Source organism: Rahnella sp. 2050 (assembly GCF_040544515.1).
GTDB lineage: Bacteria > Pseudomonadota > Gammaproteobacteria > Enterobacterales > Enterobacteriaceae > Rahnella > Rahnella aceris.
Genome location: NZ_JBEPKE010000001.1, coordinates 610,394 through 633,244, shown reverse-complemented (window position 1 = coordinate 633,244; position 22,851 = coordinate 610,394). Strand labels below are relative to the sequence as shown.

General features: G+C 50.6%; 19 protein-coding genes. 15 read left to right on the top strand and 4 right to left on the bottom strand.

Features of this window, described 5'->3' with window-relative positions; genetic code table 11:
- Positions 1-56: 56 nt before the first annotated feature.
- Together ABIC79_RS02730 and ABIC79_RS02725 are read left to right on the top strand one after the other, a co-directional pair.
- Complete coding sequence (locus tag ABIC79_RS02730; protein ID WP_354566528.1) at positions 57-1,568, top strand: pyocin knob domain-containing S74 family peptidase; 1,512 nt, start codon at positions 57-59, stop codon at positions 1,566-1,568.
- 63 nt (positions 1,569-1,631) lie between these two features.
- Positions 1,632-2,021 carry an SEN1984 family lipoprotein gene (locus ABIC79_RS02725; protein ID WP_354566527.1) on the top strand — a complete coding sequence of 130 codons (390 nt, stop codon included), beginning with the start codon at positions 1,632-1,634 and terminating at the stop codon, positions 2,019-2,021.
- Positions 2,022-3,225: 1,204 nt separating this feature from the next.
- On the opposite strand, the gene ABIC79_RS02720 is transcribed toward ABIC79_RS02725, so the two are convergent.
- Entirely contained in the window at positions 3,226-3,324 is a 99-nt protein-coding gene (locus ABIC79_RS02720) for a YoaK family small membrane protein (protein WP_148267121.1), read from the bottom strand.
- A gap of 599 nt (positions 3,325-3,923) precedes the next feature.
- Here ABIC79_RS02720 and umuD point away from each other — a divergent pair.
- Both umuD and umuC read left to right on the top strand, forming a co-directional pair.
- Positions 3,924-4,346 carry a translesion error-prone DNA polymerase V autoproteolytic subunit gene (umuD, locus tag ABIC79_RS02715; RefSeq protein ID WP_354566526.1) on the top strand — a complete coding sequence of 141 codons (423 nt, stop codon included), beginning with the start codon at positions 3,924-3,926 and terminating at the stop codon, positions 4,344-4,346.
- Positions 4,346-5,611 carry a translesion error-prone DNA polymerase V subunit UmuC gene (gene umuC / locus ABIC79_RS02710; protein WP_354566525.1) on the top strand — a complete coding sequence of 422 codons (1,266 nt, stop codon included), beginning with the start codon at positions 4,346-4,348 and terminating at the stop codon, positions 5,609-5,611. The genes umuD and umuC overlap by 1 nt, the downstream gene beginning before the upstream one ends.
- 204 nt (positions 5,612-5,815) lie before the next feature.
- Here the strand turns inward: umuC and ABIC79_RS02705 are convergent, their stop codons facing one another.
- From ABIC79_RS02705 to ftrA, 3 genes are all read right to left on the bottom strand, one after another.
- Positions 5,816-6,601, bottom strand: coding sequence for a DUF2971 domain-containing protein (locus ABIC79_RS02705; protein WP_354566524.1), 786 nt, complete (start codon positions 6,599-6,601; stop codon positions 5,816-5,818).
- Between the two features lie 257 nt (positions 6,602-6,858).
- Positions 6,859-7,887, bottom strand: coding sequence for a hypothetical protein (locus ABIC79_RS02700; RefSeq protein WP_354566523.1), 1,029 nt, complete (start codon positions 7,885-7,887; stop codon positions 6,859-6,861).
- Between the two features lie 1,047 nt (positions 7,888-8,934).
- Positions 8,935-9,948, bottom strand: coding sequence for a transcriptional regulator FtrA (ftrA, locus tag ABIC79_RS02695; RefSeq protein WP_354566522.1), 1,014 nt, complete (start codon positions 9,946-9,948; stop codon positions 8,935-8,937).
- A 114-nt stretch (positions 9,949-10,062) separates the two neighbouring features.
- On the opposite strand from ftrA, the gene ABIC79_RS02690 reads away from it, so the two are divergent.
- The 11 genes from ABIC79_RS02690 to flhA all read left to right on the top strand — a co-directional run bounded on the left by ABIC79_RS02690 (position 10,063) and on the right by flhA (position 22,850).
- Positions 10,063-11,538: an MFS transporter gene (locus tag ABIC79_RS02690; RefSeq protein WP_354566521.1), complete on the top strand. Its 1,476-nt coding sequence runs from the start codon at positions 10,063-10,065 to the stop codon at positions 11,536-11,538.
- Positions 11,539-11,736: 198 nt separating this feature from the next.
- Positions 11,737-12,033: a hypothetical protein gene (locus ABIC79_RS02685; RefSeq protein ID WP_013575148.1), complete on the top strand. Its 297-nt coding sequence runs from the start codon at positions 11,737-11,739 to the stop codon at positions 12,031-12,033.
- Positions 12,034-12,041: 8 nt separating this feature from the next.
- Positions 12,042-12,635 carry a hypothetical protein gene (locus ABIC79_RS02680; RefSeq protein ID WP_037034841.1) on the top strand — a complete coding sequence of 198 codons (594 nt, stop codon included), beginning with the start codon at positions 12,042-12,044 and terminating at the stop codon, positions 12,633-12,635.
- A gap of 96 nt (positions 12,636-12,731) precedes the next feature.
- Positions 12,732-14,426, top strand: coding sequence for a methyl-accepting chemotaxis protein (locus tag ABIC79_RS02675; protein ID WP_013575150.1), 1,695 nt, complete (start codon positions 12,732-12,734; stop codon positions 14,424-14,426).
- 121 nt (positions 14,427-14,547) lie between these two features.
- Positions 14,548-16,218 carry a methyl-accepting chemotaxis protein gene (locus tag ABIC79_RS02670; RefSeq protein WP_354566520.1) on the top strand — a complete coding sequence of 557 codons (1,671 nt, stop codon included), beginning with the start codon at positions 14,548-14,550 and terminating at the stop codon, positions 16,216-16,218.
- Between the two features lie 62 nt (positions 16,219-16,280).
- Positions 16,281-17,153, top strand: a complete 873-nt coding sequence (cheR, locus tag ABIC79_RS02665; RefSeq protein WP_013575152.1) for a protein-glutamate O-methyltransferase CheR — start codon at positions 16,281-16,283, stop codon at positions 17,151-17,153.
- Complete coding sequence (locus ABIC79_RS02660; protein WP_013575153.1) at positions 17,153-18,202, top strand: protein-glutamate methylesterase/protein-glutamine glutaminase; 1,050 nt, start codon at positions 17,153-17,155, stop codon at positions 18,200-18,202. Before cheR ends, ABIC79_RS02660 begins: the two co-directional genes overlap by 1 nt.
- Positions 18,203-18,248: 46 nt before the next feature.
- Complete coding sequence (cheY, locus tag ABIC79_RS02655; protein WP_013575154.1) at positions 18,249-18,638, top strand: chemotaxis response regulator CheY; 390 nt, start codon at positions 18,249-18,251, stop codon at positions 18,636-18,638.
- A 10-nt stretch (positions 18,639-18,648) separates the two neighbouring features.
- On the top strand, positions 18,649-19,293 hold the full coding sequence (cheZ, locus tag ABIC79_RS02650) for a protein phosphatase CheZ (RefSeq protein WP_013575155.1): 645 nt from the start codon (positions 18,649-18,651) through the stop codon (positions 19,291-19,293).
- Between the two features lie 325 nt (positions 19,294-19,618).
- Positions 19,619-20,773 (top strand): flagellar biosynthesis protein FlhB, encoded by a 1,155-nt coding sequence (gene flhB, locus ABIC79_RS02645; RefSeq protein ID WP_013575156.1) that lies wholly within the window; start codon positions 19,619-19,621, stop codon positions 20,771-20,773.
- Complete coding sequence (flhA, locus tag ABIC79_RS02640; RefSeq protein WP_015689760.1) at positions 20,766-22,850, top strand: flagellar biosynthesis protein FlhA; 2,085 nt, start codon at positions 20,766-20,768, stop codon at positions 22,848-22,850. The genes flhB and flhA overlap by 8 nt, the downstream gene beginning before the upstream one ends.
- The last annotated feature ends 1 nt before the right edge of the window (position 22,851 follow it).

Genomic DNA, 22,851 nt, shown 5'->3' with positions numbered 1-22,851 from the left:
CAACCCTAATCATCTAAAACCCGCTCCGGCGGGTTTTTTTATGCCTGGAGAAAAACATGTCGGCAGGAACCATCGCATTAACCAATAACTCAGCGGCAGTGACCGGTACCGGAACGGCCTTTACCACAGATTTAAAAGTGGGAGATTTCATTGTCGTTATTGTCGGCGGTGTGACTTACACGCTTGGCGTTAAAACGATAACTTCAGCAACAGCATTAACTCTTATAACTTCCTATGGTGGACCGACGGCTACAGGTAACGCATGGACAGCGGTACCGAATGCGACATTAGTCGGCATTACTGCTCAAGTGGCAGCAGATGTGGCAAAAGCCATCCGTGGCCTTAATCAGGACAAGGCCAACTGGCAACAGGTTTTCAGCGGAACGGGCACAATCACGGTGACGCTGCCGGATGGTTCCACTTATACGGGGCCAGCCTGGAATGGTATTTCTGCAACTTTGGCAAAAGCCTACAATGACGGCGGAATTCTCAATGCAACTGTCACGCCGAACTCTCTTGGAAACACTGCCGACTTCAATATTTATTATCAGACGGCCAATGCTAACGCGATAATTGCGAACGGATATCCAATAGGGAAAGCCGGGACATTATTCGTGACCAAATCAGCGTATGGCTGCCAGCAGATGTATATCACTTTTCAGGGTGAGGCTTTTGTTCGTGGGCTCACGGGTAATTTCAATTCGGCCGCACCGAATTGGTCCGATTGGTGGCCCATTTTCACAGGTAAGAGCACCATTCCTGTGGCAAATGGTGGTACAGGTGCAGCCACGGTCGCAGCAGCTCCCTTTGCGCCCAAAGCATCACCTGCATTTACCGGTGACGTATCGATAGACGGCAAATTAAGTGTGACATCAAGCATATCGGCGGCAGGTTCGTCAGTGGGTTCTACAGGTGTTTATACGCAGGGGGGCACTAGCCCGGCAACCCAAGGCACCTATATGGGGTGGAACAAAACAGGTCTATCGGGTGGTTCCGACTTCATTTGTAACCGAGGCCTCGGCGATGGTGGCTTTCGCTTTCGCTTAGTGAACAGCACCAACACAGCCGTTATCACCGAATTCACTATGCTCAATACCGGGCAGGGCATATCTACGGCTGGCTGGGCGGCAGTGTCGGATATTGATGTAAAACGCAATCTGCAGGAAATCGAACCTGAGGAGGCGCTGACCGCTCTCACTTCATGGCGGACATGTTCATGGGACTACTGTGATGTACCAAGCGGTTACGACGAAGACGGCAAAGTCACTGCGGTAACTAAGGGGGCTAAAGGTTTTGGTTTCATTGCGCAGGACGTCCAAAAAGATTGTCCTGATGCAGTCACATTGACTCAAAACCCGCAGCTTTATATCGACGAGGAAGGGGAGCTCTTCGCGAAAGAGGATACGCTATCGCTCAACACCCTTGGGGTATCAGCTGCATATTCCGGCGCTGCGATAAAAGCATTAAAGAAACGCAATGAAGACCAGGCAGAACTTATCGCGGCCTTATCTGAACGTTTGAAAACGATCGAAACAACGCTTGTGATTAACAACGAACCTGCTTCATAACTTTCTTTCCTTGCCGCAAAGCTCTGTTACGATGTAACACTTGTTACTTTTGGGGATAGGGATATGAATAAGAAGTGGTCAATAGCATTGGTGGTTTTGTCAGTTTTAGTTGTTAGTGGATGTGCCTCTTCAGGCAACAAACATTTGCAGAAAGAAACTGAGACTAGTGTTCAAACTAAAATCCAGGAAGGGAAAACAACTAAAACGGAAGTAAAAGGAATGTTCGGATCGCCAGATTCGGTTAACTTCACCGATGGTGGCAAGGAGGTTTGGAAATACACTTTTGCTAAAGTAAAAGTCAGCGGCAAGTCTTTCATTCCTTTCTACGGATTGTTCCACAATGGTACGACAGGTACGAAGAAAGAACTGACGATCCTATTTGATGGGGATAAGGTTCAGAAGTATACGATGGCTGAGTCAGCAATCGATACCAAGTCCGGATGGGCTGATTAATCGCAAAAAGAAATCCAAACTACCCTCTTAGGAGGGTTCTTTATTGGAAATAAATCCTATGGTCCTGACGGAAATTGGATAATCGCGAAAAAGAGCCCGCGACAGGCGGGCAATAAACATCAGTTTTTGCATTTGAAATATGTTTGGGTAGAACGAACTAAGAATAGCTGGGTAATAATTTACCAATCAAAAGAATAGATAACCATAAATAGCTGTGTTCGTTGCATGGTCAGTATTGGGGCGCTAAAAAGCCCTCGCGAACGAAGGCCAGTGAATTATCACTAAAATTTAGTTACATGGTGGGAGGCTTACTCCCCAAAAAACCTTAACATGCCAAATATATAGTAACGTAAAGTAACAAAAAAAAGCCCGCGTTAGTAGCGGGCCATCAGTAGGTAATGTCATGGCCTTGGCAGGCTTGCTGATCTTGCGTCAGCTGATATCAGAATAGTCCTGTTGCTTTAAATTACTACCTCTCTGGCAAAAAAAATGCCCGCAGAGGAGCAGGCAATTAACTTGATTGGCTTTCAAGGGAATATCCTTGCATCTGCAAATTTGTACAGACTACTCACTTTAAAACCTCCCACAGTAACTAAATGTTTTTATTATTAGTAGATGCTAAATAGTGGGTTTTGCACATGATTGGGGTTAATGGCGCGGCATTGAGAAGTAAATTATAGGAGATTCAGATTTAAACCATGGTAGGAGAAACAAAAAACCGGCTCGGTGGCCGGGTTTGGTCGCTACTTTGATGTTAATTTAAGAACTCGTTCTGATAGACCCTTAATACGTTATTAACACTAACTATGTGAGATTAATTATCCTGCTCTTTGCTGCATGTATGCGATCTCACCGGCTCAGGCCATAAATCAGTGTCCAACATATCCCATAGCTAAGATGAGAACTGCTATGCATGTAACCCTACTGGCGCGGACTATCTGACCTCGGTCTTTTCTATAGATAGCAAAAACTAGGGTAGGTAATGCCCAAATCATTAGAACTAAGCCAATTATTGAGTAAACAGACATTAACTTTTCCTTAGTCACATACCCATCCGACTCAGAGCGAGGATACCTGAATACCCCCTTTATACCCACACCCCGTAAAGAGCCGTACCAATTAGACCGATAATCGTAGCGAGTAGCACTGCGGCTAAAAACCACATTAATTTACGGTACGACATCTGCAATCCTAATATATTCTTTCAGCCACCTGGCATTGCAGCACCACTAGCGAAGAACCACACCATGAATCCAACTGCACCGATTAGCACGATAATTGGGGGGATAAATTTCAGATTCATCAAGATTTCTCAGTTAATTTTTTTCGGTCATAGACCCGGATAGGTACCATCAATTACCCAGGCAAGAACGATGACAATGACCATAATGCATAGCAATGAAGGGATCATCAGGTACTTCTTCATAATGCACCTCATAGATCATCAGATCTGACGACGTTCCGGCCTTAAGATTGTTATGGATTTCATCATAAACGTAACACATAGCAGCGCAAACACTGGGAATATATCAGGGGATAGTAAGATAGAAAATTTTATGGATATGGTTTGGGACATGCAAAAAAAACCTCCGTTGGTGACGGAGGTTCTCTCAACAGAAGGAGCCGCGTATCTTTTACGTATCCTTTTCTGTCCAGATGGTGTCAGTGTTGAGTCCTAATGTTACTCATAACTTACTGTTTTATATGAGTTTGTCCCTGCACTGTCCTATCTAAATTGGTGGAGCTGGGGGGATTTGAACCCCCAGGCAATGGCGAACCGGCCTCATAACTATCTTTCCTTGTCGATCAGCGGCATAAAACATTCACACGTTTCCTTACTTCACAATCAAAAACCCTTATGATTATACTGTATGCATGAACAGTGTTGTGCGAGTGTGACTTATGAATATTTATTATCCAATCCCTGACCCAATTAAGCTTTCTTTGCCTTTCTTCCAAGACAAGGTGCAGGCCGGTTTCCCATCACCAGCTCAGGATTACATTGAGAAAGGTATTGATTTAAATGAGCTTTGTGTAAATCACCCCGCCGCGACTTACTTTGTAATGGCAACGGGCATGAGCATGGTGGATGCGGGCATCTATGAGGGATCATTGCTTGTGGTTGACCGTAGCCTGCAGGCAAAGCACGGCGACATAATCATCGCTTCATTGGCAGGAGAATACACAGTCAAACGGCTTTGTACGCATCCAGTCTTCCAGCTTGTGCCTATGAATCCAGATTTCCCCCCAATTGTCTTACATGACGGCGGTGATGAGTTGGAAGTCTTCGGCGTCGTCACCTTCAGTATTAACGGGTTTCAATAATGTTTGCTCTGGCTGATGTGAACAGCTTCTATGCCAGTTGCGAAACGGTGTTTCGCCCTGACTTACGGGGACGACCCGTCGTCGTTCTAAGTAACAATGATGGTTGCGTAATAGCCCGCAGTATAGAAGCAAAAAAATTAGGCATCCGAATGGGCGAGCCATTCTTCAAGATGCGTGACATCTTCGAAAAGCATAAGATTGTTACCTTCAGCAGTAACTACGCGCTTTACGCGGACATGAGCTCACGGGTGATGACCATTCTGGAAGAAATGTCTCCAGCTGTGGAAGTCTACTCAATAGATGAAGCATTCATGAATCTGCAAGGGATTAGTAATTGCCAGAATTTAGAAGAGTTTGGGCGTGAGGTGAGGGCCAAGGTTCTTCAGTGGACAGGTTTGACCGTAGGCGTTGGAATTGCACCGACTAAAACACTCGCCAAACTGGCTAACTATGCTGCAAAAAAATGGACGAAGACCGGTGGTGTCGTTGATTTATCGTTACTGGCTCGTCAAAGAAAACTGATGGCTCTTGTCGAGGTTGGGGAGGTTTGGGGAATCGGACGCAGAATTTCTAAAAAGCTAAACGATATGGGAATTACAACCGCACTCCAGCTTGCAGATACGCCTACACCACTGATCCGCAAACATTTCAACATAGTTTTAGAGAGAACTTTGAGAGAACTGCGTGGGGAGCCTTGCTTAGAGCTTGAGGAGTTTGCTCCAACCAAGCAGCAGATCGTCTGCTCTCGTTCATTTGGTGACCGCGTGGCCGAATATGACTTGATGCGTGAAGCTATCTGCAGCCATGCAGTGCGGGCAGCAGAGAAGCTGCGCGGTGAGCATCAGTACTGCCGGTACATCTCTGCATTCATCAAAACCAGCCCGTTCGCTATGAATGAAGTCTATTACGGCAAAACTGCAGGTACAAAACTGCAGATACCTACTCAAGACAGCCGCGATATAGTAGCCGCTGCCACGCAGTGCCTGGATGCAATCTGGCAAGATGGTCACCGGTTCCAAAAATGCGGTGTGATGCTGGGTGACTTCTACAGTCAGGGAGTTGCCCAACTTGGCCTTTTCGACGAGTACAAGCCACGTTCTAACAGTGAGCAACTCATGGCCGTTCTCGATGGCATAAATCACAGCGGGAAAGGGCGGGTGTGGTTTGCTGGACAAGGGGTACAAAAAAGCTGGGAAATGAAACGCCAGATGCTTTCTCCTGCATACACGACTCGTTTTAGCGACTTGATGAGGGTAAAAGTTTAAATCCGCTTACTAGTGATTAGCTCAATGAGCTGCAGTAGCGGGGCATGTATGGGGCATAGCATTTGCATTGACGTGCATCTTAGTGCAGAGCATTGCCCGAACAAAAAGCATAACTCATTGAAATAACGCGTATATGCAAAGACGTGCATACTTAATGAAAAAGGCTCAATACCGAATATACGTATTGAGTCTTAACTATAAAAGCTAACTTTTGATTTCATCAAAATTGATGTCCCAAGTTTTAACATTAGTATTACATTGTAGGACTTTACAATCAGGCAAACTTGATTTAATTTCGTTGGATAAAGCTCTTGAGTGATTTTTATTATATGAGTGGCTACTCCCAATATATATTTCTTTAATGCTATTTTTATTAATTTTCTGGATTCCCCGGTCATTGTATTCCCCCTTGCAGTTTCGATGAATATTTCGAACAACTCTCACCTCTTCCTCGTATGACCAGTGCGATGATTTATATAGGAATGCTCTTTGTAAAGCCTCTTGGTATTGAGGATCATAATGGAATTTCATGCCTTCTATTAATTCGAGATTCTCAGATTCAGAGAAAGCAGTCGTAGGTTTAGTTGTTGTATAAATTACACTGCCAAACTTAGCAGGTATTATATTGCTGCCTTCATCATTCAATCCTGATTCATTAATATCGATGCCTATAACCATCCCCCCGTGTGCAGTATTATTCTGACCTAAAAAAATTACGTTTTCATGGTGCATTCTTTTTCCCCACCCATAGTGGGCCCACATTAAAGGGTTGGTTGGGGATCTTGATAAGGAAAGGATTCCATAACACATGCTTATTTTTAGGTGGTTTAATGCGTTCCCTTCATCTGAATATTTCCGTTCATTTGATTCATAAAATGCGCTTGTTACTTCAAACGGATCATTGAAATCATAAGGATTTGTAAACTTGACGGTATGATTAGCGAGAATCTTTCTAGCAGTTTCTAAATCAACATATTTATATAAAATCATTATTAAGACCCCTGCTCAAGGAAAGATAAAATTATTTCAGTCAGCATATTATATTTCTTATCAAAAGCACAAAACTAGTAAAAAAAGAGCCCGCGTTAACGGCGGGCTATCAGAAGATAGGCACTCATAGCACCTTGGCAGACTTGCTGATCTTGTGTCAGCTGTTCTGAGAGTAGTTCGAATGTAGTGAAACGCCAGATTGCAAGCACAAAAAACCCGGCGCGGTAGCCGGGTTCAGATTGAACATGAGAGAACTATTATTCCGTCACGCTTGATAAGTTTGCCTGTTCAATAACTCCGCCTCTAACCTTGAAATTACCTTGGATTTTCACGGCCGATGATTTTTTAAAAGCATCAAATAAGATGGCGACTTCCTGCGGTTCAACGAAGCTAAGATCCACGTAAACAATAAAACTGGCTTCGCTCCCCACCTGATGGCAGGTGACAGTCAACTTGTCTGGACCTTTTTTGATAGCATCAATTTCAACTTCAAGAAGTTGGTCCTGATGCTCAGGTTTCTGGATAGGGTTGCTCACGTAGTTTTGAATATCCTTCTGAGAAAGCTCAACCTTCCCAGCTGCACCATTAATTTCTACTTTATCTGCATCTGTTAAGGGTTTCATCAGACCCTCGTAAGCCTTAGCTGAATGTAACTTAATACCTTCTACAACAGCCGACGCATCAGAGGCAGAAGCATCGTTTTTATGGATAGCATCGAGCATACCGTCTCTGAGGATGATCATTCGCTCATTCTCGGTCTTAGCTTTAGCCTCGTCCCTTTTCGCATCGATTTGCTGAACGGCTACGTCGTGCTTTGCTTCTATTTGGGTGTAGACGAGCGACCCGCCAGCTAAGGAGAGTATTAGGATAATCATGCAAGCAGTTTTTTGTGTCCCGCTCATACCTTGTGTCATCTTAGAAAATGCCTCACCACAAGCTTTTGTAAAGTCAGTAAGCGAAGCTAAAAGGTCGGTGCATCCAGGCTTGATTTCAAAAACAACTTCTAAGAGTTCCCTGTCTGCGTTTTTAAGATAGCGCAAATTATCAGTCTTGTACTTAATAAGACAGTAAGTTTTGAGAAGCTCATTTTGAAAATCGCACAGGCCGTAACATAAAGAGGAAGGCAAAGTACCATTGTACTTATCTTCGTCACCATAGATCTTTATCTGGAGAGGTTTTAGATTTGAAAAATCAAGGTCTTCAACTTCAACATCTTTGCCATCCTGAAGAAGCTGAAGCACAGCCTCCATGTCGGAAAGGTTTTTTATTTTAATTAATTTATCCATTTTCGCTCTATGACATTATCCTGGCAAATGTATTCGCGCCCCAATCTATGTCAAGTACGCATCTGTGTGTATTCAATCGGCAAATGCCGAAAAGCTCTTGAGTATCATAGATCCGAAAGGATGCTGCACAAATACTGGGGAAATATCAGGGGTAGTAATCGAACATTTCACTTTGGCGGTTTGGTAAAGATGAAAAAAAACCTCCGTTGGTGACGGAGGTTCTCTCAACAGAAGGAGACGCGTATCTTTTACGTATCCTTTTCTGTCCAGATGGTGTCAGTGTTGAGTCCTAACGTTACTCATAAATTACTGGTTTATATGAGTTTGTCCCTTCACTTTCCTATCTAAATTGGTGGGGCTGGGGGGATTTGAACCCTCCATCCTGATGCTTTAGACAAGAGCATTAGCATAAATGCAAATGCGTTTATCCAGTACCGAGCTTAGCTCGGAGTGGACAGCCAAGGCGCCTGCAAACACGCTTACTATTCCAGCCCATACGGTTTCACAGAAACATGAAGCAATCATTAGGGTAGTACGGAATATTTTATTCATAGGCTTTTCCTTATTAGCAAGATTCATCAAAACAACACTTATGACGCGTGGAATTGTAATGATTAGTATTGTTAGAAGAGCCGGAATAAAATGCGTATTCATGAGAATTGAACTCATGCTACTGGATAAACACACTTCTTAATTAGAATACCTTTCCTGAAAAATACAGTCAATAATTCATCCCCAAAACTATTTTTAACTATATGAAGTTAAAGGAATTAATTTAATGTTAAAAACCTTTGAACTATTCCTAAGAAACTTGCTCATCCATATGATTTTAAATGAAAATGTAGGTAATTCGTTGAGCTGCCGGATAGGCAGCTTAGAAAACACAGCCCACCATAATTTTGCGTATACGTGGGTTCACTGCCGGATAGGCAGCTTAGAAATCCCGCGCCTGTGTTAATGCGCCTGGCGTGTCGTTCACTGCCGCACAGGCAGCTTAGAAATGCGTCACCAGGGCGGCGAAAGTCCACTGCCGCCAGCCCCCAAAACTCATCCCACCAAATCCCGTTCAACAAACGTCTTGCGCCATTGTGTCGGCGACATGCCCAGCCGCTGGCGGAAATGATGACGTAAAGTTTCCGGCGAACCGAAACCGGCCTGTTCGGCAACGCGGTCAATACTCAGTGTGCCGTTTTCCAGCAGGGCGCAGGCTTTTTCCAGCCGCACGGTCAGCATCCATTCTCCCGGTGTGGTGCCGGTAGCATCATGGAAGCGGCGCAGGAAGGTGCGGCGGCTCATACCGGCTTGTCTGGCGAGCTGATCAATCACCAGCGGTGTATTGAGATGGCCGCGTAAGTCATCGAGCAAGGGCGCCAGCGTTTTTGTCTGATGCCGTGGTACCGGTTGCTGGATCAACTGAGCCTGATTCCCTTCGCGCAGCGGCGGCGTCACCATGCGGCGCGCTGTACGGTTAGCGACTTCGATACCATAATCACGGCGGATCAGATGCAGACACAAATCGACGCCCGCCGCACCACCGGCAGAGGTGATGATGCTGCCTTCATCGACATAAATCATGCCGTGCTCAACCTGCACGTCAGGGAATTTTTGCGCCAGAACATCGGTGCTGTTCCAGTGCGCCGTCGCGCGTTTACCGTCCAGCAAACCCGCAGCGGCCAACACGAAACTTCCCGCGCAGATCGACACAATTCTTGTCCCGTTGTGATGGGCTTTTTGCAGCGCAGCAATCAGCCGCTCAGACGCCGGTTCGTGAATGCTTCGCCAGCCGGGGATCACAATCGTACCGGCGTCTTTCAGCAGTTCCAGCCCGCCATCCACCACCAGCCGCACGCCGCCTTGCGCGCCGAAAGTCCCTTCTTCTACCGACGCGACGGCTAACTCGTACAGCGGTTCGCCCGTGAGTTCATCGGCACGGCCAAAGGCTTCGACGGCGATGCCAAACTCGAAGGTACACAGACATTCATAAGCCAGCAGCACCAGTCGCCGGTTGGGCGCAGCGGGATGGCGGGAGGAAGACATCAGCGGCAGATCAACTTTTTGCATGAAAGGATAACCCTCAGGTTGGCACGATCTTGACGATACATGGCATACCGGCAGATTTCTACTCTGACGCCAATCTTCCATGCTATGCGTCTCTTATCCCCGCAGGATTTAATCATGAAAAACACACTCGCACTGATGGCGGTTTGTCTGGCCGCCCTGATGTCGGGGCTGGAAATTTCCAGCGTCCCCGTATTATCACCGGTACTCGAACAGGAACTGCATGCCAGTTTCCGCGAGCTTCAGTGGATCATGAACGCTTACACGCTCGCCTGCACCACGGTACTGATGGCGACCGGTACGCTGGCAGACCGCTATGGACGGAAACGTGTTTTTATCATCAGCATTACAGCGTTCGGGCTGACCTCGCTGATGTGCGGTCTCGCCGGTAGCGCACAATGGCTTATCGCAGGACGTTTTCTTCAGGGACTGAGCGGCGGCGCAATGCTGACCTGCCTGATTGCGATCCTTTCCTCGCAGTTTCCGCAAGGGAAAGCGCGCAGTCAGGCGTTTGCCGCATGGGGGATTACGTTTGGTTTCGGGTTAGGGTTCGGCCCGATCATTGGTGGCACGCTGGTCGCCTGGCTGAGCTGGCGATGGGTGTTTCTGATCCACGTTGTTATCGCCGTACTGACCCTGATTCTGGCGCTGAAAAACGTGGTGGAATCCCGTGACGGACAGGCTAAAAAACTGGATCTGGGGGGATTGATTACCCTTTCGGTCACGGTCTTGGGCGCGACGTTCCTCATTACTCAGGGCAGCAGTCTGGGCTGGAGCAGTGTTACAGCAGGCGCTGTTCTGCTGGCTACCGCCGTCAGCGCGGTGATGTTCATCCGCATTGAAAAACGCCATCCGCACCCGATGTTTGATTTTTCGGTCTTCCGCGTCCGGGCATTTTCTGGTGCGCTGATGGGGTCGGTAGGGATGAATTTCAGCTTCTGGCCGCTGATGATTTATCTGCCGGTGTATTATCAGGGCGGGCTGGGTTATGGCAGTGTCGCTACCGGTATGGCACTGCTGGCTTATACGTTACCCACGTTGCTGATGCCACCGCTCGGTGAAAAACTGACAACACGTTTTGGCGCGTCACGTCTGATCCCGCTGGGATTATTCACAATAGGCGCAGGTTTTATGCTGATGCAAATCGCCGTCGTTCATCACCTTAGCCTATTGCCGGGTGCGCTGCTGGCAGGCATTGCGCTGGGGCTGACCAATACACCGGTCACCAATACCACGACCGGCTCTGTTGCGGCCAACCGCGCGGGAATGGCGTCGGGGATTGATATCAGTGCGCGCCTGATTACCCTGGCGATCAACATTGCGCTCATGGGAAACCTGCTGGTGGCGGGAATTGCCGCGAGCCTGAAAAAAGTCATGCCCGCAGCAGGGGAATTATCTTCGCTGGCAGAACGTATTGCAGGCGGCTCAGCCATTGAACCCCTGCAAAGCGCACAGATTGCGCAGGCACTGACTGATGGCTTTGCAGGCATTCTGCTCTATGGCGCGGCAGGCGTATGGGTACTGGCACTTCTCAGTTATTTGCTTTTTAACGGCAGGGGGCGGCGTAAAACGGTGTCTTGCGAGCCGTCCTGAGTTTACAAATCCGCGTTGCATATCGTGCAGCGCGTTTTTGCGTAATGTCTTCCATTTGTCTGAAAAATAATCATTTTCCCTGCGCATCTTTTTACTGAATATGGCGTGATAGCCCTGCGGGACGGGGCTTCACGGAAATAGTCGTGATGCAAAATGATAATTTGATTAAGTACGACAACTGGCGTACATTGAGGGCTCATGAGTTTCAGAGAGATCAAATGGAAGGTGATCGAATGTTTGAAGAATGGAAATATTGAATTTGAGGCAAGACGCGGGATTCAGCTTAAGAATTTGTTAAGTACGGGTGACATCTCGCCCTTTGAAGTGGCTGCCTTAATCGGCAGGGCATCCGGAGATCATTATCAGGTTCGCCCCTACCATTTTGACAGCAGTATTGATGTCCACATCATCACCGTCAGTAGTGCCGGAGTACCCTGGTACATCAAGTGGTATTTTACAGAGCCCACCAGTGTTTTTATCAGCGTTCATCATTAAGGAAGAATATGATTATTTATAAAGTCGGGGACGAGAAAAAGGCGATGTGTGGTGTCTGTGAGGCTTTTCGCATTGTCAGCTATCAGCTGCGCGATGTGCCGTTTGATGACGGCAGCGGTATGGTGAAAAATATCATTGCGGGCGTATGTAAAACCTGCGACAGCGTTGCGGTGATCCCTTTTCAGTCTGTGCCTGCCATCAAAAAGCAGTTGCAGATACAACGCAAAGCCGTGGAAACCCGTGTGCCTGCGCACATGATTGATCTGCTGAACATGGCGAGTGCGGAATTGGGGGCAACCCCTGATTTCGTGCCGTTACTGCTCAAATATTATATTCATCAGCTGGCATCAAACCCTGAAGCGGCCCTGCGCCTGGTGACCTTGCTGACGTCCGAACTGGCGACCGGTCTGGCCAATAAGCGCCTTTCCCTGAAAGGGCGCGAGATCGGTAATGATATCGAAAAACTCAAATCCCTGTCCCAGATCGACAACACCACAGAGTTACTTAAAGGCGTGGTGCTGATGATTCATCACGACCTTCTGGTCAATCCGGATGCCCATCGCATCGCAGTTTTAAAGAGTTTTGTCGCCACCGTTGCCTGATCACTTCCCCCGAAAAAATTTGACCCCCATCACATAAAGTTCCTGTTCTTCCTGCCGATAACTGTTCCAGATAATTCTCATTTGAAAAGGAACAACATGTTTAACCGTATGAAAGTGGTCACGGGCATCGTGATCTTACTGGTGGTCTTCGGTGCTTTACAGTTGGTATCCGGTGGCCTGTTCTTTAAATCGTTAAAGACAGACAAAGATAATTTCACCACGTCTCAGCAAATCCGTTTACAACAGGCAGAATTTAACGCCAGCTGGATTTATCTGCTGCAAACCCGCAACACCCTGAACCGTGCGGGTATCCGTTTCATGCTCGACGCAAATCAGATGGGCAGCGGCGCAACGGTCAAAGAACTGATTGATACCGCCACCAAAGATCTGCAAATCGCCGATCAGCACTTTGCCAGTTATCAAAAAATCCCCGCTGATGCCAGCCAGAACCCGCAATTTGCCGCCGACGCCAAAAAGCAATATCAGGTGCTGCATGACGCGCTTTCGGAACTGATTGAGCTGATTGGTCTGGGGCGTATCAATGACTTCTTCGAACAACCGACTCAGCAGTATCAGGACAACTTCGAAAAAGCTTTCGTCACCTATATCGATCAGAACGACCGTTTGTATAACGAGGCGGTGAAAGTGAGCGAGAATTCCTTCACGCATGCCATATGGATGCTGGGTACCGTGTTGATTGTGCTGGCGATTTTCATCCTGCTGGCCTGGACTGGCGTGCAACGCATCCTGATCCATCCGCTGAAAAATATCGTCGATACCATCCGTAAAATTGCAACCGGTGATCTGACGCACGAAATAGTCGTGAAAAGCCGTAATGAAATCGGCCAGCTTGCCGATAGTCTCAAGTACATGCAGGACGAACTGATCCGCACGGTCTCTGGTGTACGTCATGGCGCTGATGCAATTTACAGCGGTGCGAGCGAGATCTCCGCAGGCAACAGTGATTTATCTTCACGTACTGAACAGCAGGCGTCTGCGCTGGAAGAAACCGCCGCCAGTATGGAACAGCTGACCGCGACCGTGAAACAGAACGCCGAAAACGCCCGTCAGGCCAGCCAGCTGGCACTGAGCGCGTCCGAAACCGCACAGAAGGGCGGGAAAGTGGTAGCAAACGTGGTCGATACCATGAATGACATCGCCAGCAGCTCGAAAAAGATCACCGACATTACCGGTGTGATCGACGGGATTGCTTTCCAGACCAACATTCTGGCGCTGAACGCCGCCGTTGAAGCGGCGCGTGCCGGTGAGCAGGGCCGTGGATTTGCGGTCGTGGCCGGTGAAGTCCGTACCCTGGCGCAACGCAGCGCGCAGGCAGCAAAAGAAATTAAAGGGCTGATTGATGATTCTGTCAGCCGCATTAATACCGGTTCAGTGCTGGCGGAAAGTGCCGGTGAAACCATGCATGACATGGTGAATGCCGTTACGCGTGTGACTGACATTATGGGCGAAATCACCTCGGCATCGGATGAACAAAGCCGCGGGATTGAGCAGGTCGCACAAGCCATCACTGAAATGGATCGGGTGACGCAGCAGAACGCCTCACTGGTTGAAGAATCCGCGTCCGCTTCTGCGGCGCTGGAAGAGCAGGCGAGCCTGCTGACGCAATCAGTGGCCGTGTTTACGCTGAGCCAGACCGCAAATAACAACGTGCGCCAGAATCCGGCATCTTCGGCGAGGCTGTCTCTGTTGACTCCGAACCTTTCTGGTTCTAAAGCCGGTAAGGGTGGAGCGCAGGGAACAGATTTAACCGAAAACTGGGAAACCTTCTAAGCACGTACATAACATCGCGACCCGAAAGAGTCAGGTTTGCCGTTAACGCAAAGGCAGTCCCGAGTATGTAGGGTATAAGAATAAAGGTGCCGGTCTGGGCTGGCACCTAATGAGGTTATCCATGTTTAAGCACATCCGTGTGTCCACCTGCATGTTTTTGTTATTGATAGTGTTCTTTGTTATGCAACTGGTTAACAGCGGGTTATCGCTGCAGGCCGCCCACACGGATAAATTGAATTTTGAGCAGATATCCAACACCGCTGAACAGCGTGATGCGCTCAGCCAGTCCTGGTCTTATCTGTTGCAGACCCGTAATACCCTTAACCGCGCGGCAACGCGTCTGGCGCTGAAACAGCCCCAGGAAAACATCACTCAGCTGATGTCGGATGCCAAAGCCAGCCTGAAAAAGGCCGAAGACGCTTACGCTGCATTTCTGGCTCTGCCCCGCAGAACAGAAAAAGCGGTGGCACTGACTGCTGTGAACAAGGCGAGTTATCAGCAACTGCACGATATGTTGCAGACGCTGACTGAGATGCTGTCCAGCGGCGACATGAACGGTTTTCTGAACGGTCCGGCGCAAAAGTATCAGGATCAGTTCCAGAAAGATGTCGGTGATTACACTGCCTACGTCAGTGCCCGCTTCGGGGAAGCGCAAACGCAAACCGCAGCGTCTTACCAGAATGTCATGATCAACACTTCCGTCGCCCTGGTTCTGCTGATTGCCCTGACGGTACTGGCGCTGGTGGTGACCCGCCGCATTCTGTTTACTCCGCTGACCATTATGCGCGGACATTTTGACCGCATCGGGGCCGGTGATATCTCTTCGCCCATCGTTGCAGAAGGGCGCTACGAAATTAAAGTCATGCTGGAAAGCCTGCAGCAGATGCAAACGTCGCTGGCAGACACCGTCCGCACCGTGCGTCACGGCGCTGACACCATGTTCTCCGGCCTGAAAGGGATCGCGGCGGGCAACACTGATTTGTCTTCACGGACTGAACAGCAGGCGTCGGCGCTGGAAGAAACCGCAGCGAGCATGGAACAACTGACCGCCACCGTGAAACAGAATGCCGAGAATGCCCGTCAGGCCACGCAACTGGCACGCGATGCGTCGAATACCGCAGAAAAAGGCGGTGAACTGACCGGCAACGTGGTGAAAACCATGAATGATATTGCAGGCAGCTCGAAGAAAATCAGCGCAATCACCAGCGTCATTGATGGCATTGCGTTCCAGACCAACATTCTGGCACTGAACGCGGCGGTTGAAGCGGCACGTGCCGGTGAGCAGGGCCGTGGATTTGCGGTCGTGGCCGGTGAAGTACGAACCCTGGCACAACGCAGCGCACAGGCCGCGAAAGAAATCAAAGCACTGATAGATGAATCTGTCAGCCGCGTCAGTCAGGGTTCCCAACTGGTTGAATCCGCCGGAAATACCATGGATGACATCGTTCGTGCTGTCACCCGCGTAACTGACATCATGGGCGAAATCGCCTCGGCGTCTGACGAACAAAGTCGTGGCATCGAACAGGTATCGATTGCCGTGACCCAAATGGATCAGGTTACACAGCAAAACGCCACACTGGTTCAGCAGGCCGCTTCCTCCACGCATGCGCTGGAAATCGAGTCTGAAAATCTGACCCGTGCGGTATCGGTGTTTCGCCTTGCCACCACTGACGGCGCAGGTCAACGCCGCAGCGGACAGGCTCAGGGCCTGACATCCCGCCAGGTGGCCCAACCCGCATTACTTCCGGCAACCGCAGGCGCGGTATCGGCAGATAACTGGGAAACATTCTGATACCAGATGAAGAGTGAATTGGGTACCCGTTACACCACCTGTCCCTCTAATGGAGCTGCACCATGAATCAACCAGGCTCGCCAATGAGTGCTGATAACACTTCGATCATGGCACAGATGATCCAGCGTTTACCGCTGTCCGATACCCATTTCCGCCGGATAAGTGAGCTTATCTATCAGCGCGCGGGTATTGTGCTGGCGGATCACAAACGCGAAATGGTCTACAACCGCCTGGTCCGGCGGTTGCGGATACTCGGGCTTAATGATTTCACCAGCTATATGGCGCTGCTGGAAAACGACAGCAACAGTCCGGAATGGCAGGCGTTTATTAATGCGCTGACCACCAACCTGACGGCGTTTTTCCGCGAAGCGCATCACTTCCCGATCCTGGCAGAACATGCCCGTTCGCGTCCGAACAGTTACAGCGTCTGGAGCACGGCGGCGTCGACCGGCGAAGAACCCTATTCCATCGCCATGACGCTGAGTGAAGCGCTGGGGCCGCGGATGGCAAGCTGCCGCATTCAGGCCAGTGATATCGATACGCAGGTGCTTGAGAAAGCCACCGCCGGGGTTTATCGCCTCGAAGAACTGCGCACGCTCAGCCCGCAGCAGTTACAGAAATTTTTCCTCAAAGGCACAGGCCCGCACAGTGGCCTGGTGCGTGTGCGTCCCGAACTGGCGCAGATGGTGGCTTTCCAGCAACTGAATCTGCTGGCGAACCAGTGGCAGCTGAACGGTCCGTTTGATGCAATTTTCTGCCGTAATGTGATGATTTATTTCGATAAAGAAACGCAGGAGAAAATTTTACGCCGATTTGTTCCGTTACTTAAACCGGGTGGCCTGATGTTTGCCGGACACTCCGAAAACTTCAGCCAAATCAGCCGGGAATTTTATTTGCGCGGTCAGACTGTCTATGGCCTCGCCAAGGAGAGGTAATGAATAAAATCAGAGTGTTGAGCGTCGATGACTCGGCGTTAATGCGTCAGCTGATGACTGAAATCATCAACAGCCATCCGGATATGGAAATGGTCGCGACCGCCCCCGATCCGCTGGTGGCGCGTGATCTCATCAAGAAATTTAACCCGGACGTGCTGACGCTGGATGTTGAAATGCCGCGTATGGACGGCCTGGATTTTCTCGAAAAGCTGATGCGTCTGCGTCCGATGCCGGTGGTGATGGTCTCCTCACTGACCGGCAAAGGCTCGGAAATTACCCTGCGTGCACTGGAGCTTGGCGCGATTGACTTTGTGACCAAACCGCAACTGGGTATCCGTGAAGGTATGCTGGCCTACAGCGAGATGATTGCCGATAAAATCCGCACGGCCTCAAAAGCGCGTCTGAACAAAAGCGTCAACATTGATCAGCCGCGTATTCTCAGCCATACGCCGCTGCTGAGCAGTGAAAAACTGATTGCCATCGGCTCATCAACGGGCGGCACAGAGGCTATCCGCCACGTGCTGCAACCGCTGCCGCCGACCTGTCCGGCGCTGATGATTACCCAGCATATGCCACCGGGTTTCACCCGTTCTTTCGCCGACCGTCTGAACAAGTTATGTCAGATCACGGTGAAAGAAGCGGAAGACGGAGAGCGTGTTTTGCCGGGCCATGCGTATATCGCACCGGGTGACAGACATATGGAACTCACGCGCAGTGGCGCCAACTACCAGGTTAAGTTGAACGACGGTCCGGCGGTGAACCGCCATCGTCCGTCGGTCGACGTTTTATTCCGTTCGGTGGCGCAGTTTGCCGGACGCAATGCCGTTGGGGTGATCCTGACGGGAATGGGCAATGACGGCGCCGCCGGCATGCTTGAGATGCACCGGGCAGGGGCTTACACCCTTGCACAAAACGAAGCCAGTTGTGTGGTGTTCGGTATGCCCCGTGAGGCTATCGCCACCGGTGGCGTAAACGAAGTGGTGGATCTCAGCCAAATCAGCCAGCGGATGCTGGCGCAAATATCAGCCGGTCAGGCATTACGTATTTAATTTTTCAGCCTTGTGCTGGGTAGCAAACCTTAGGAGTAGATAAAACATGGCCGATCCAAATCTGAGATTTCTGGTAGTAGACGATTTCTCTACCATGCGTCGTATCGTGCGCAACCTGCTGAAAGAGCTGGGCTTCAACAACGTTGAAGAAGCAGAAGACGGTGTTGATGCGCTGAACAAACTGCGCGCCGGGGGCTTTGACTTCGTGGTATCCGACTGGAACATGCCCAACATGGACGGTCTGGATCTGCTGAAAACCATCCGTGCTGACGCTGCGCTGGGCAAGTTGCCGGTGCTGATGGTAACCGCAGAAGCGAAGAAAGAAAACATCGTCGCCGCCGCACAGGCCGGGGCCAGTGGTTATGTGGTTAAACCCTTTACCGCCGCCACGCTGGAAGAAAAACTGGGCAAAATCTTCGAAAAACTGGGCATGTAGGAGTCCGTATATGGCAGAGATACCAATGCCTGCAAATGATGCAGCAACCGCGGGCGAAATTATCGCCCGTATTGGGCAACTGACCCGTATGTTGCGTGACAGCATGCGTGAACTTGGTCTGGATCAGGCCATTGCTCAGGCAGCCGAAGCAATTCCGGATGCCCGCGATCGTCTTGATTATGTTGTTACCATGACGGCTCAGGCGGCTGAACGCGCCCTGAACTGTGTTGAGGCTGCGCAGCCTCGTCAGAACAAACTTGAATCTGCCGCGAAGAAACTTGATAAGCGCTGGGATGAATGGTTTGAAAATCCGATTGAATTATCGGATGCCCGCGAGCTGGTCACGGACACCCGCAGCTACCTGAAAGAAATCCCTGAGCACACCAGTTTTACCAATGCTCAGTTGATGGAAATCATGATGGCACAGGACTTCCAGGATCTGACCGGTCAGGTCATTAAACGCATGATGACCGTGGTACAGGAAATCGAAAATCAGCTGTTAATGGTGCTGATGGAAAATATTCCTGAACAACAGGCTAAAGCGAAGCGCGAAAACGACAGCCTGCTGAACGGCCCGCAACTCGATTCCAACGGTGTCGGTGTTGTGGCCTCACAAGAACAGGTAGACGATCTGCTGGATTCATTAGGTTTTTGATGTGCCAGCACGTCAGCAATAAACACCTCTCCGTCTCGCACTGAGGGGTGTTTTTCTTATCTGAAATTTTTACAAATAAATTCATCTGCTGAATAGCCGCCATTTTTCCTCTCTAATTCACCAATAAGACTTCGCCGCTTTTGTCATGCTATCCCTGCGTCATTGAATCTGTAGCGTCGTTCGTTCACCCGAATCACTGACTCATATCAGCTCATCGGGATCCTCTCGCTTGCTGCCTTGCTACAACTCCAGTGACGTTGGGAGTTTGCATGAAATTGTGCCCGTCGTGTTTTACATGCCGGGTAAACCCTGACAGGAACCGCCGGTGGCTGAAGAAAGCGATCTCGAAAAAAGTGAGGCCCCCACCGCACACCGGCTTGAAAAAGCGCGTGAGGAAGGGCAGATACCGCGCTCGCGCGAACTGACCTCAATTCTGATGCTGGGAGGCGGCTTAACGCTGCTGTGGATGTCGGGCGAATCTATGGCGCGGCAGCTTGGCGTGATGATTTCGCAAGGTCTTAAGTTTGATCACGGCATGGTCAGCGATGACCGGCAGGTTTTGCAGCAGATGGCGACGCTGCTGGGCCGCGCAGTCTGGGCATTATTGCCGGTGATCGGCGGCCTGATTTTGATCGCACTCGCCGCGCCGCTGTTACTCGGCGGCCTGATGTTCAGCGGTAAATCCTTTGAGTTCAAGTTCAGCCGTATGGATCCGATTGCCGGTTTGAAACGTTTATTCTCCGGTCAGGTGCTGGCGGAACTGCTGAAAGCCGTTCTGAAAGCCTTGCTGGTCGGCACCGTCGCCGGGTTGTATTTGTGGCATAAATGGCCGGACATGATGCGGCTCATGGCGCAACCGACCATTCCGGCGCTGGGTGAAGCACTGAACATGGTGGTGTTCTGCGGGCTGATGGTGGTACTGGGATTAACGCCGATGGTGGGTTTCGACGTGTTCTGGCAAATCTGGAGCAACCTGAAAAAGCTGCGTATGAGCAAGCAGGATATCCGCGACGAACATAAAAGTCAGGAAGGTGACCCGCACGTTAAAGGGCGTATCCGCCAGCAGCAACGTGCGATGGCCAGGCGCCGCATGATGGCCGATGTGCCAAAAGCGGACGTTATCGTGACCAACCCGACGCACTACGCCGTTGCGCTGCAATACAGTGAAAACAAAATGAGTGCACCGAAAGTACTGGCGAAAGGCGCGGGAGACGTGGCGCTGCGTATCAGGGAACTCGGTGTCGAGCACAAAATTCCGATGCTGGAAGCGCCGCCTCTGGCGCGTGCGCTTTACCGGCACAGTGACATTGGTCAGCAAATTCCGGCGACGCTGTATGCCGCCGTGGCTGAAGTTCTGGCCTGGGTTTATCAGCTGAAACGCTGGAAGCGCGAAGGCGGGCTGATCCCGAAAAAACCTCAACATTTACCAGTCCCTGAAGGTCTGGATTTTGCAGCAGGAGAGAGTGATACCCATGGCTAATCTGGCCGCGATACTGCGTTTACCCGCCAACTTTAAGTCCGGACAATGGCAGGTACTGGCAGGCCCAATTCTTATCCTGATCATCCTGTCGATGATGGTGTTGCCGTTACCACCGTTCATCCTTGACCTGCTGTTCACCTTTAACATTGCGTTATCCATCATGGTGTTGCTGGTGGCAATGTTTACCCAGCGCACGCTGGATTTCGCGGCATTCCCGACCATTCTGCTGTTTTCCACCTTATTACGTCTGTCGCTGAACGTTGCCTCAACCCGTGTGATCCTGCTGGAAGGGCATACCGGCGGCGCGGCCGCGGGGCGGGTGATTGAAGCCTTCGGTCACTTCCTGGTCGGCGGCAACTTCGCCATCGGTATCGTGGTGTTTATCATCCTGGTGCTGATCAACTTCATGGTTATCACCAAAGGTGCCGGGCGTATTGCCGAAGTGGGCGCGCGTTTTGTGCTTGACGGGATGCCCGGCAAACAGATGGCGATTGACGCGGATCTGAACGCCGGTCTGATTGGCGAAGACGAAGCGAAAAAACGCCGCAGCGACGTGACGCAGGAAGCGGACTTCTACGGTTCAATGGACGGTGCAAGTAAATTCGTGCGGGGTGACGCCGTTGCCGGTCTGATGATCATGATCATCAACGTCGTCGGCGGCCTGCTGGTGGGTGTGTTGCAACACGGTATGGATCTCGGCCATGCGGCTGAAAGTTATACGCTGCTGACCATCGGTGACGGTCTGGTTGCGCAGATCCCGGCGCTGGTTATCTCTACTGCAGCCGGTGTTATCGTCACCCGCGTCGGCACCAACGAAGACGTCGGCGAGCAGATGGTGACCCAGTTGTTCCGCAATCCGCGCGTCATGATGCTGAGTGCCGGTGTTCTGGGTTTACTCGGTATGGTGCCGGGCATGCCGAACTTTGTCTTCCTGATGTTCACCGCCGGGCTGCTGGCGCTGGCGTGGTGGACTCGCGGTCAGGAGCTGAAAAAACCGGCCACCGCAGCGGCCGCACCGGCCGTGGCAGACAACGGTAAACAAATGGTAGAAGCCAGCTGGCAGGACGTTCAGCTTGAAGACCCGCTGGGTATGGAAGTGGGCTACCGTCTGATCCCGATGGTGGACTTCGCCCAAAACGGCGAGCTGCTGGGACGTATCCGCAGTATCCGTAAAAAATTCGCACAGGAAATGGGCTATCTGCCGCCGGTTATTCATATTCGCGATAACCTCGAACTGCCGCCAGCGGGCTACCGTATCCTGATGAAAGGCGTGGAAATCGGCACGGGTGCGGCGCATCCGGGCCGCTGGATGGCGATCAACCCGGGCAGCGCGATTGGCGAATTGCCAGGCGAAGCGACGGTTGATCCGGCATTCGGGCTGGCGGCGGTCTGGATTGAACCTGCTATGCGTGAGCAGGCACAGATTCAGGGTTATACCGTGGTGGAAGCCAGTACCGTGGTCGCAACGCATCTGAATCACCTGATCAGCATGCACGCCAAAGAGCTGTTTGGCCGTCAGGAAACGCAGGAACTGATGGAACGTGTCACCAAAGAAATGCCGAAGCTGACGGAAGATTTCATTCCGGGCATCATTTCCCTGACCAATATGCACAAAGTGTTGCAGAACCTGTTATCTGAACGCGTTTCGATCCGCGATATGCGCACCATTGTTGAAACACTGGCGGAATATGCCCCGAACCAGCCGGATCCTAACGAACTGACGTCCGTGGTGCGTGTTGCGCTCGGCAGGGCGATTACCCAGCAGTGGTTCCCGGGCAGCGGTGAAGTGCAGGTTATCGGACTGGATACCTCCCTGGAACGTCTGCTGTTACAGGCGCTGCAAAGCGGCGGTGGTCTGGAACCGGGTCTGGCTGAACGTTTGCTGACCCAGTCCGAGGCGGCATTACAACGTCAGGATATGCTCAGTGCGCCACCGGTTCTGCTGGTGAACCACGCACTGCGTCCGCTGCTGTCACGCTTCCTGCGCCGTTCACTGCCCAATATCGTCGTGATGTCGAATCTGGAAATGAGCGACAGCCGCCAGATCCGCATGACCGCCACCATCGGCGGTGAATAAC

Coding starts and splice junctions, on each gene's coding strand:
- ABIC79_RS02730 (WP_354566528.1), top strand. CDS start 57: ATGTCGGCAGGAACCATCGCATTAACCAATAACTCAGCGGCAGTGACC.
- ABIC79_RS02725 (WP_354566527.1), top strand. CDS start 1,632: ATGAATAAGAAGTGGTCAATAGCATTGGTGGTTTTGTCAGTTTTAGTT.
- ABIC79_RS02720 (WP_148267121.1), bottom strand. CDS start 3,324: ATGAATCTGAAATTTATCCCCCCAATTATCGTGCTAATCGGTGCAGTT.
- umuD (WP_354566526.1), top strand. CDS start 3,924: ATGAATATTTATTATCCAATCCCTGACCCAATTAAGCTTTCTTTGCCT.
- umuC (WP_354566525.1), top strand. CDS start 4,346: ATGTTTGCTCTGGCTGATGTGAACAGCTTCTATGCCAGTTGCGAAACG.
- ABIC79_RS02705 (WP_354566524.1), bottom strand. CDS start 6,601: ATGATTTTATATAAATATGTTGATTTAGAAACTGCTAGAAAGATTCTC.
- ABIC79_RS02700 (WP_354566523.1), bottom strand. CDS start 7,887: ATGGATAAATTAATTAAAATAAAAAACCTTTCCGACATGGAGGCTGTG.
- ftrA (WP_354566522.1), bottom strand. CDS start 9,948: ATGCAAAAAGTTGATCTGCCGCTGATGTCTTCCTCCCGCCATCCCGCT.
- ABIC79_RS02690 (WP_354566521.1), top strand. CDS start 10,063: ATGAAAAACACACTCGCACTGATGGCGGTTTGTCTGGCCGCCCTGATG.
- ABIC79_RS02685 (WP_013575148.1), top strand. CDS start 11,737: ATGAGTTTCAGAGAGATCAAATGGAAGGTGATCGAATGTTTGAAGAAT.
- ABIC79_RS02680 (WP_037034841.1), top strand. CDS start 12,042: ATGATTATTTATAAAGTCGGGGACGAGAAAAAGGCGATGTGTGGTGTC.
- ABIC79_RS02675 (WP_013575150.1), top strand. CDS start 12,732: ATGTTTAACCGTATGAAAGTGGTCACGGGCATCGTGATCTTACTGGTG.
- ABIC79_RS02670 (WP_354566520.1), top strand. CDS start 14,548: ATGTTTAAGCACATCCGTGTGTCCACCTGCATGTTTTTGTTATTGATA.
- cheR (WP_013575152.1), top strand. CDS start 16,281: ATGAATCAACCAGGCTCGCCAATGAGTGCTGATAACACTTCGATCATG.
- ABIC79_RS02660 (WP_013575153.1), top strand. CDS start 17,153: ATGAATAAAATCAGAGTGTTGAGCGTCGATGACTCGGCGTTAATGCGT.
- cheY (WP_013575154.1), top strand. CDS start 18,249: ATGGCCGATCCAAATCTGAGATTTCTGGTAGTAGACGATTTCTCTACC.
- cheZ (WP_013575155.1), top strand. CDS start 18,649: ATGGCAGAGATACCAATGCCTGCAAATGATGCAGCAACCGCGGGCGAA.
- flhA (WP_015689760.1), top strand. CDS start 20,766: ATGGCTAATCTGGCCGCGATACTGCGTTTACCCGCCAACTTTAAGTCC.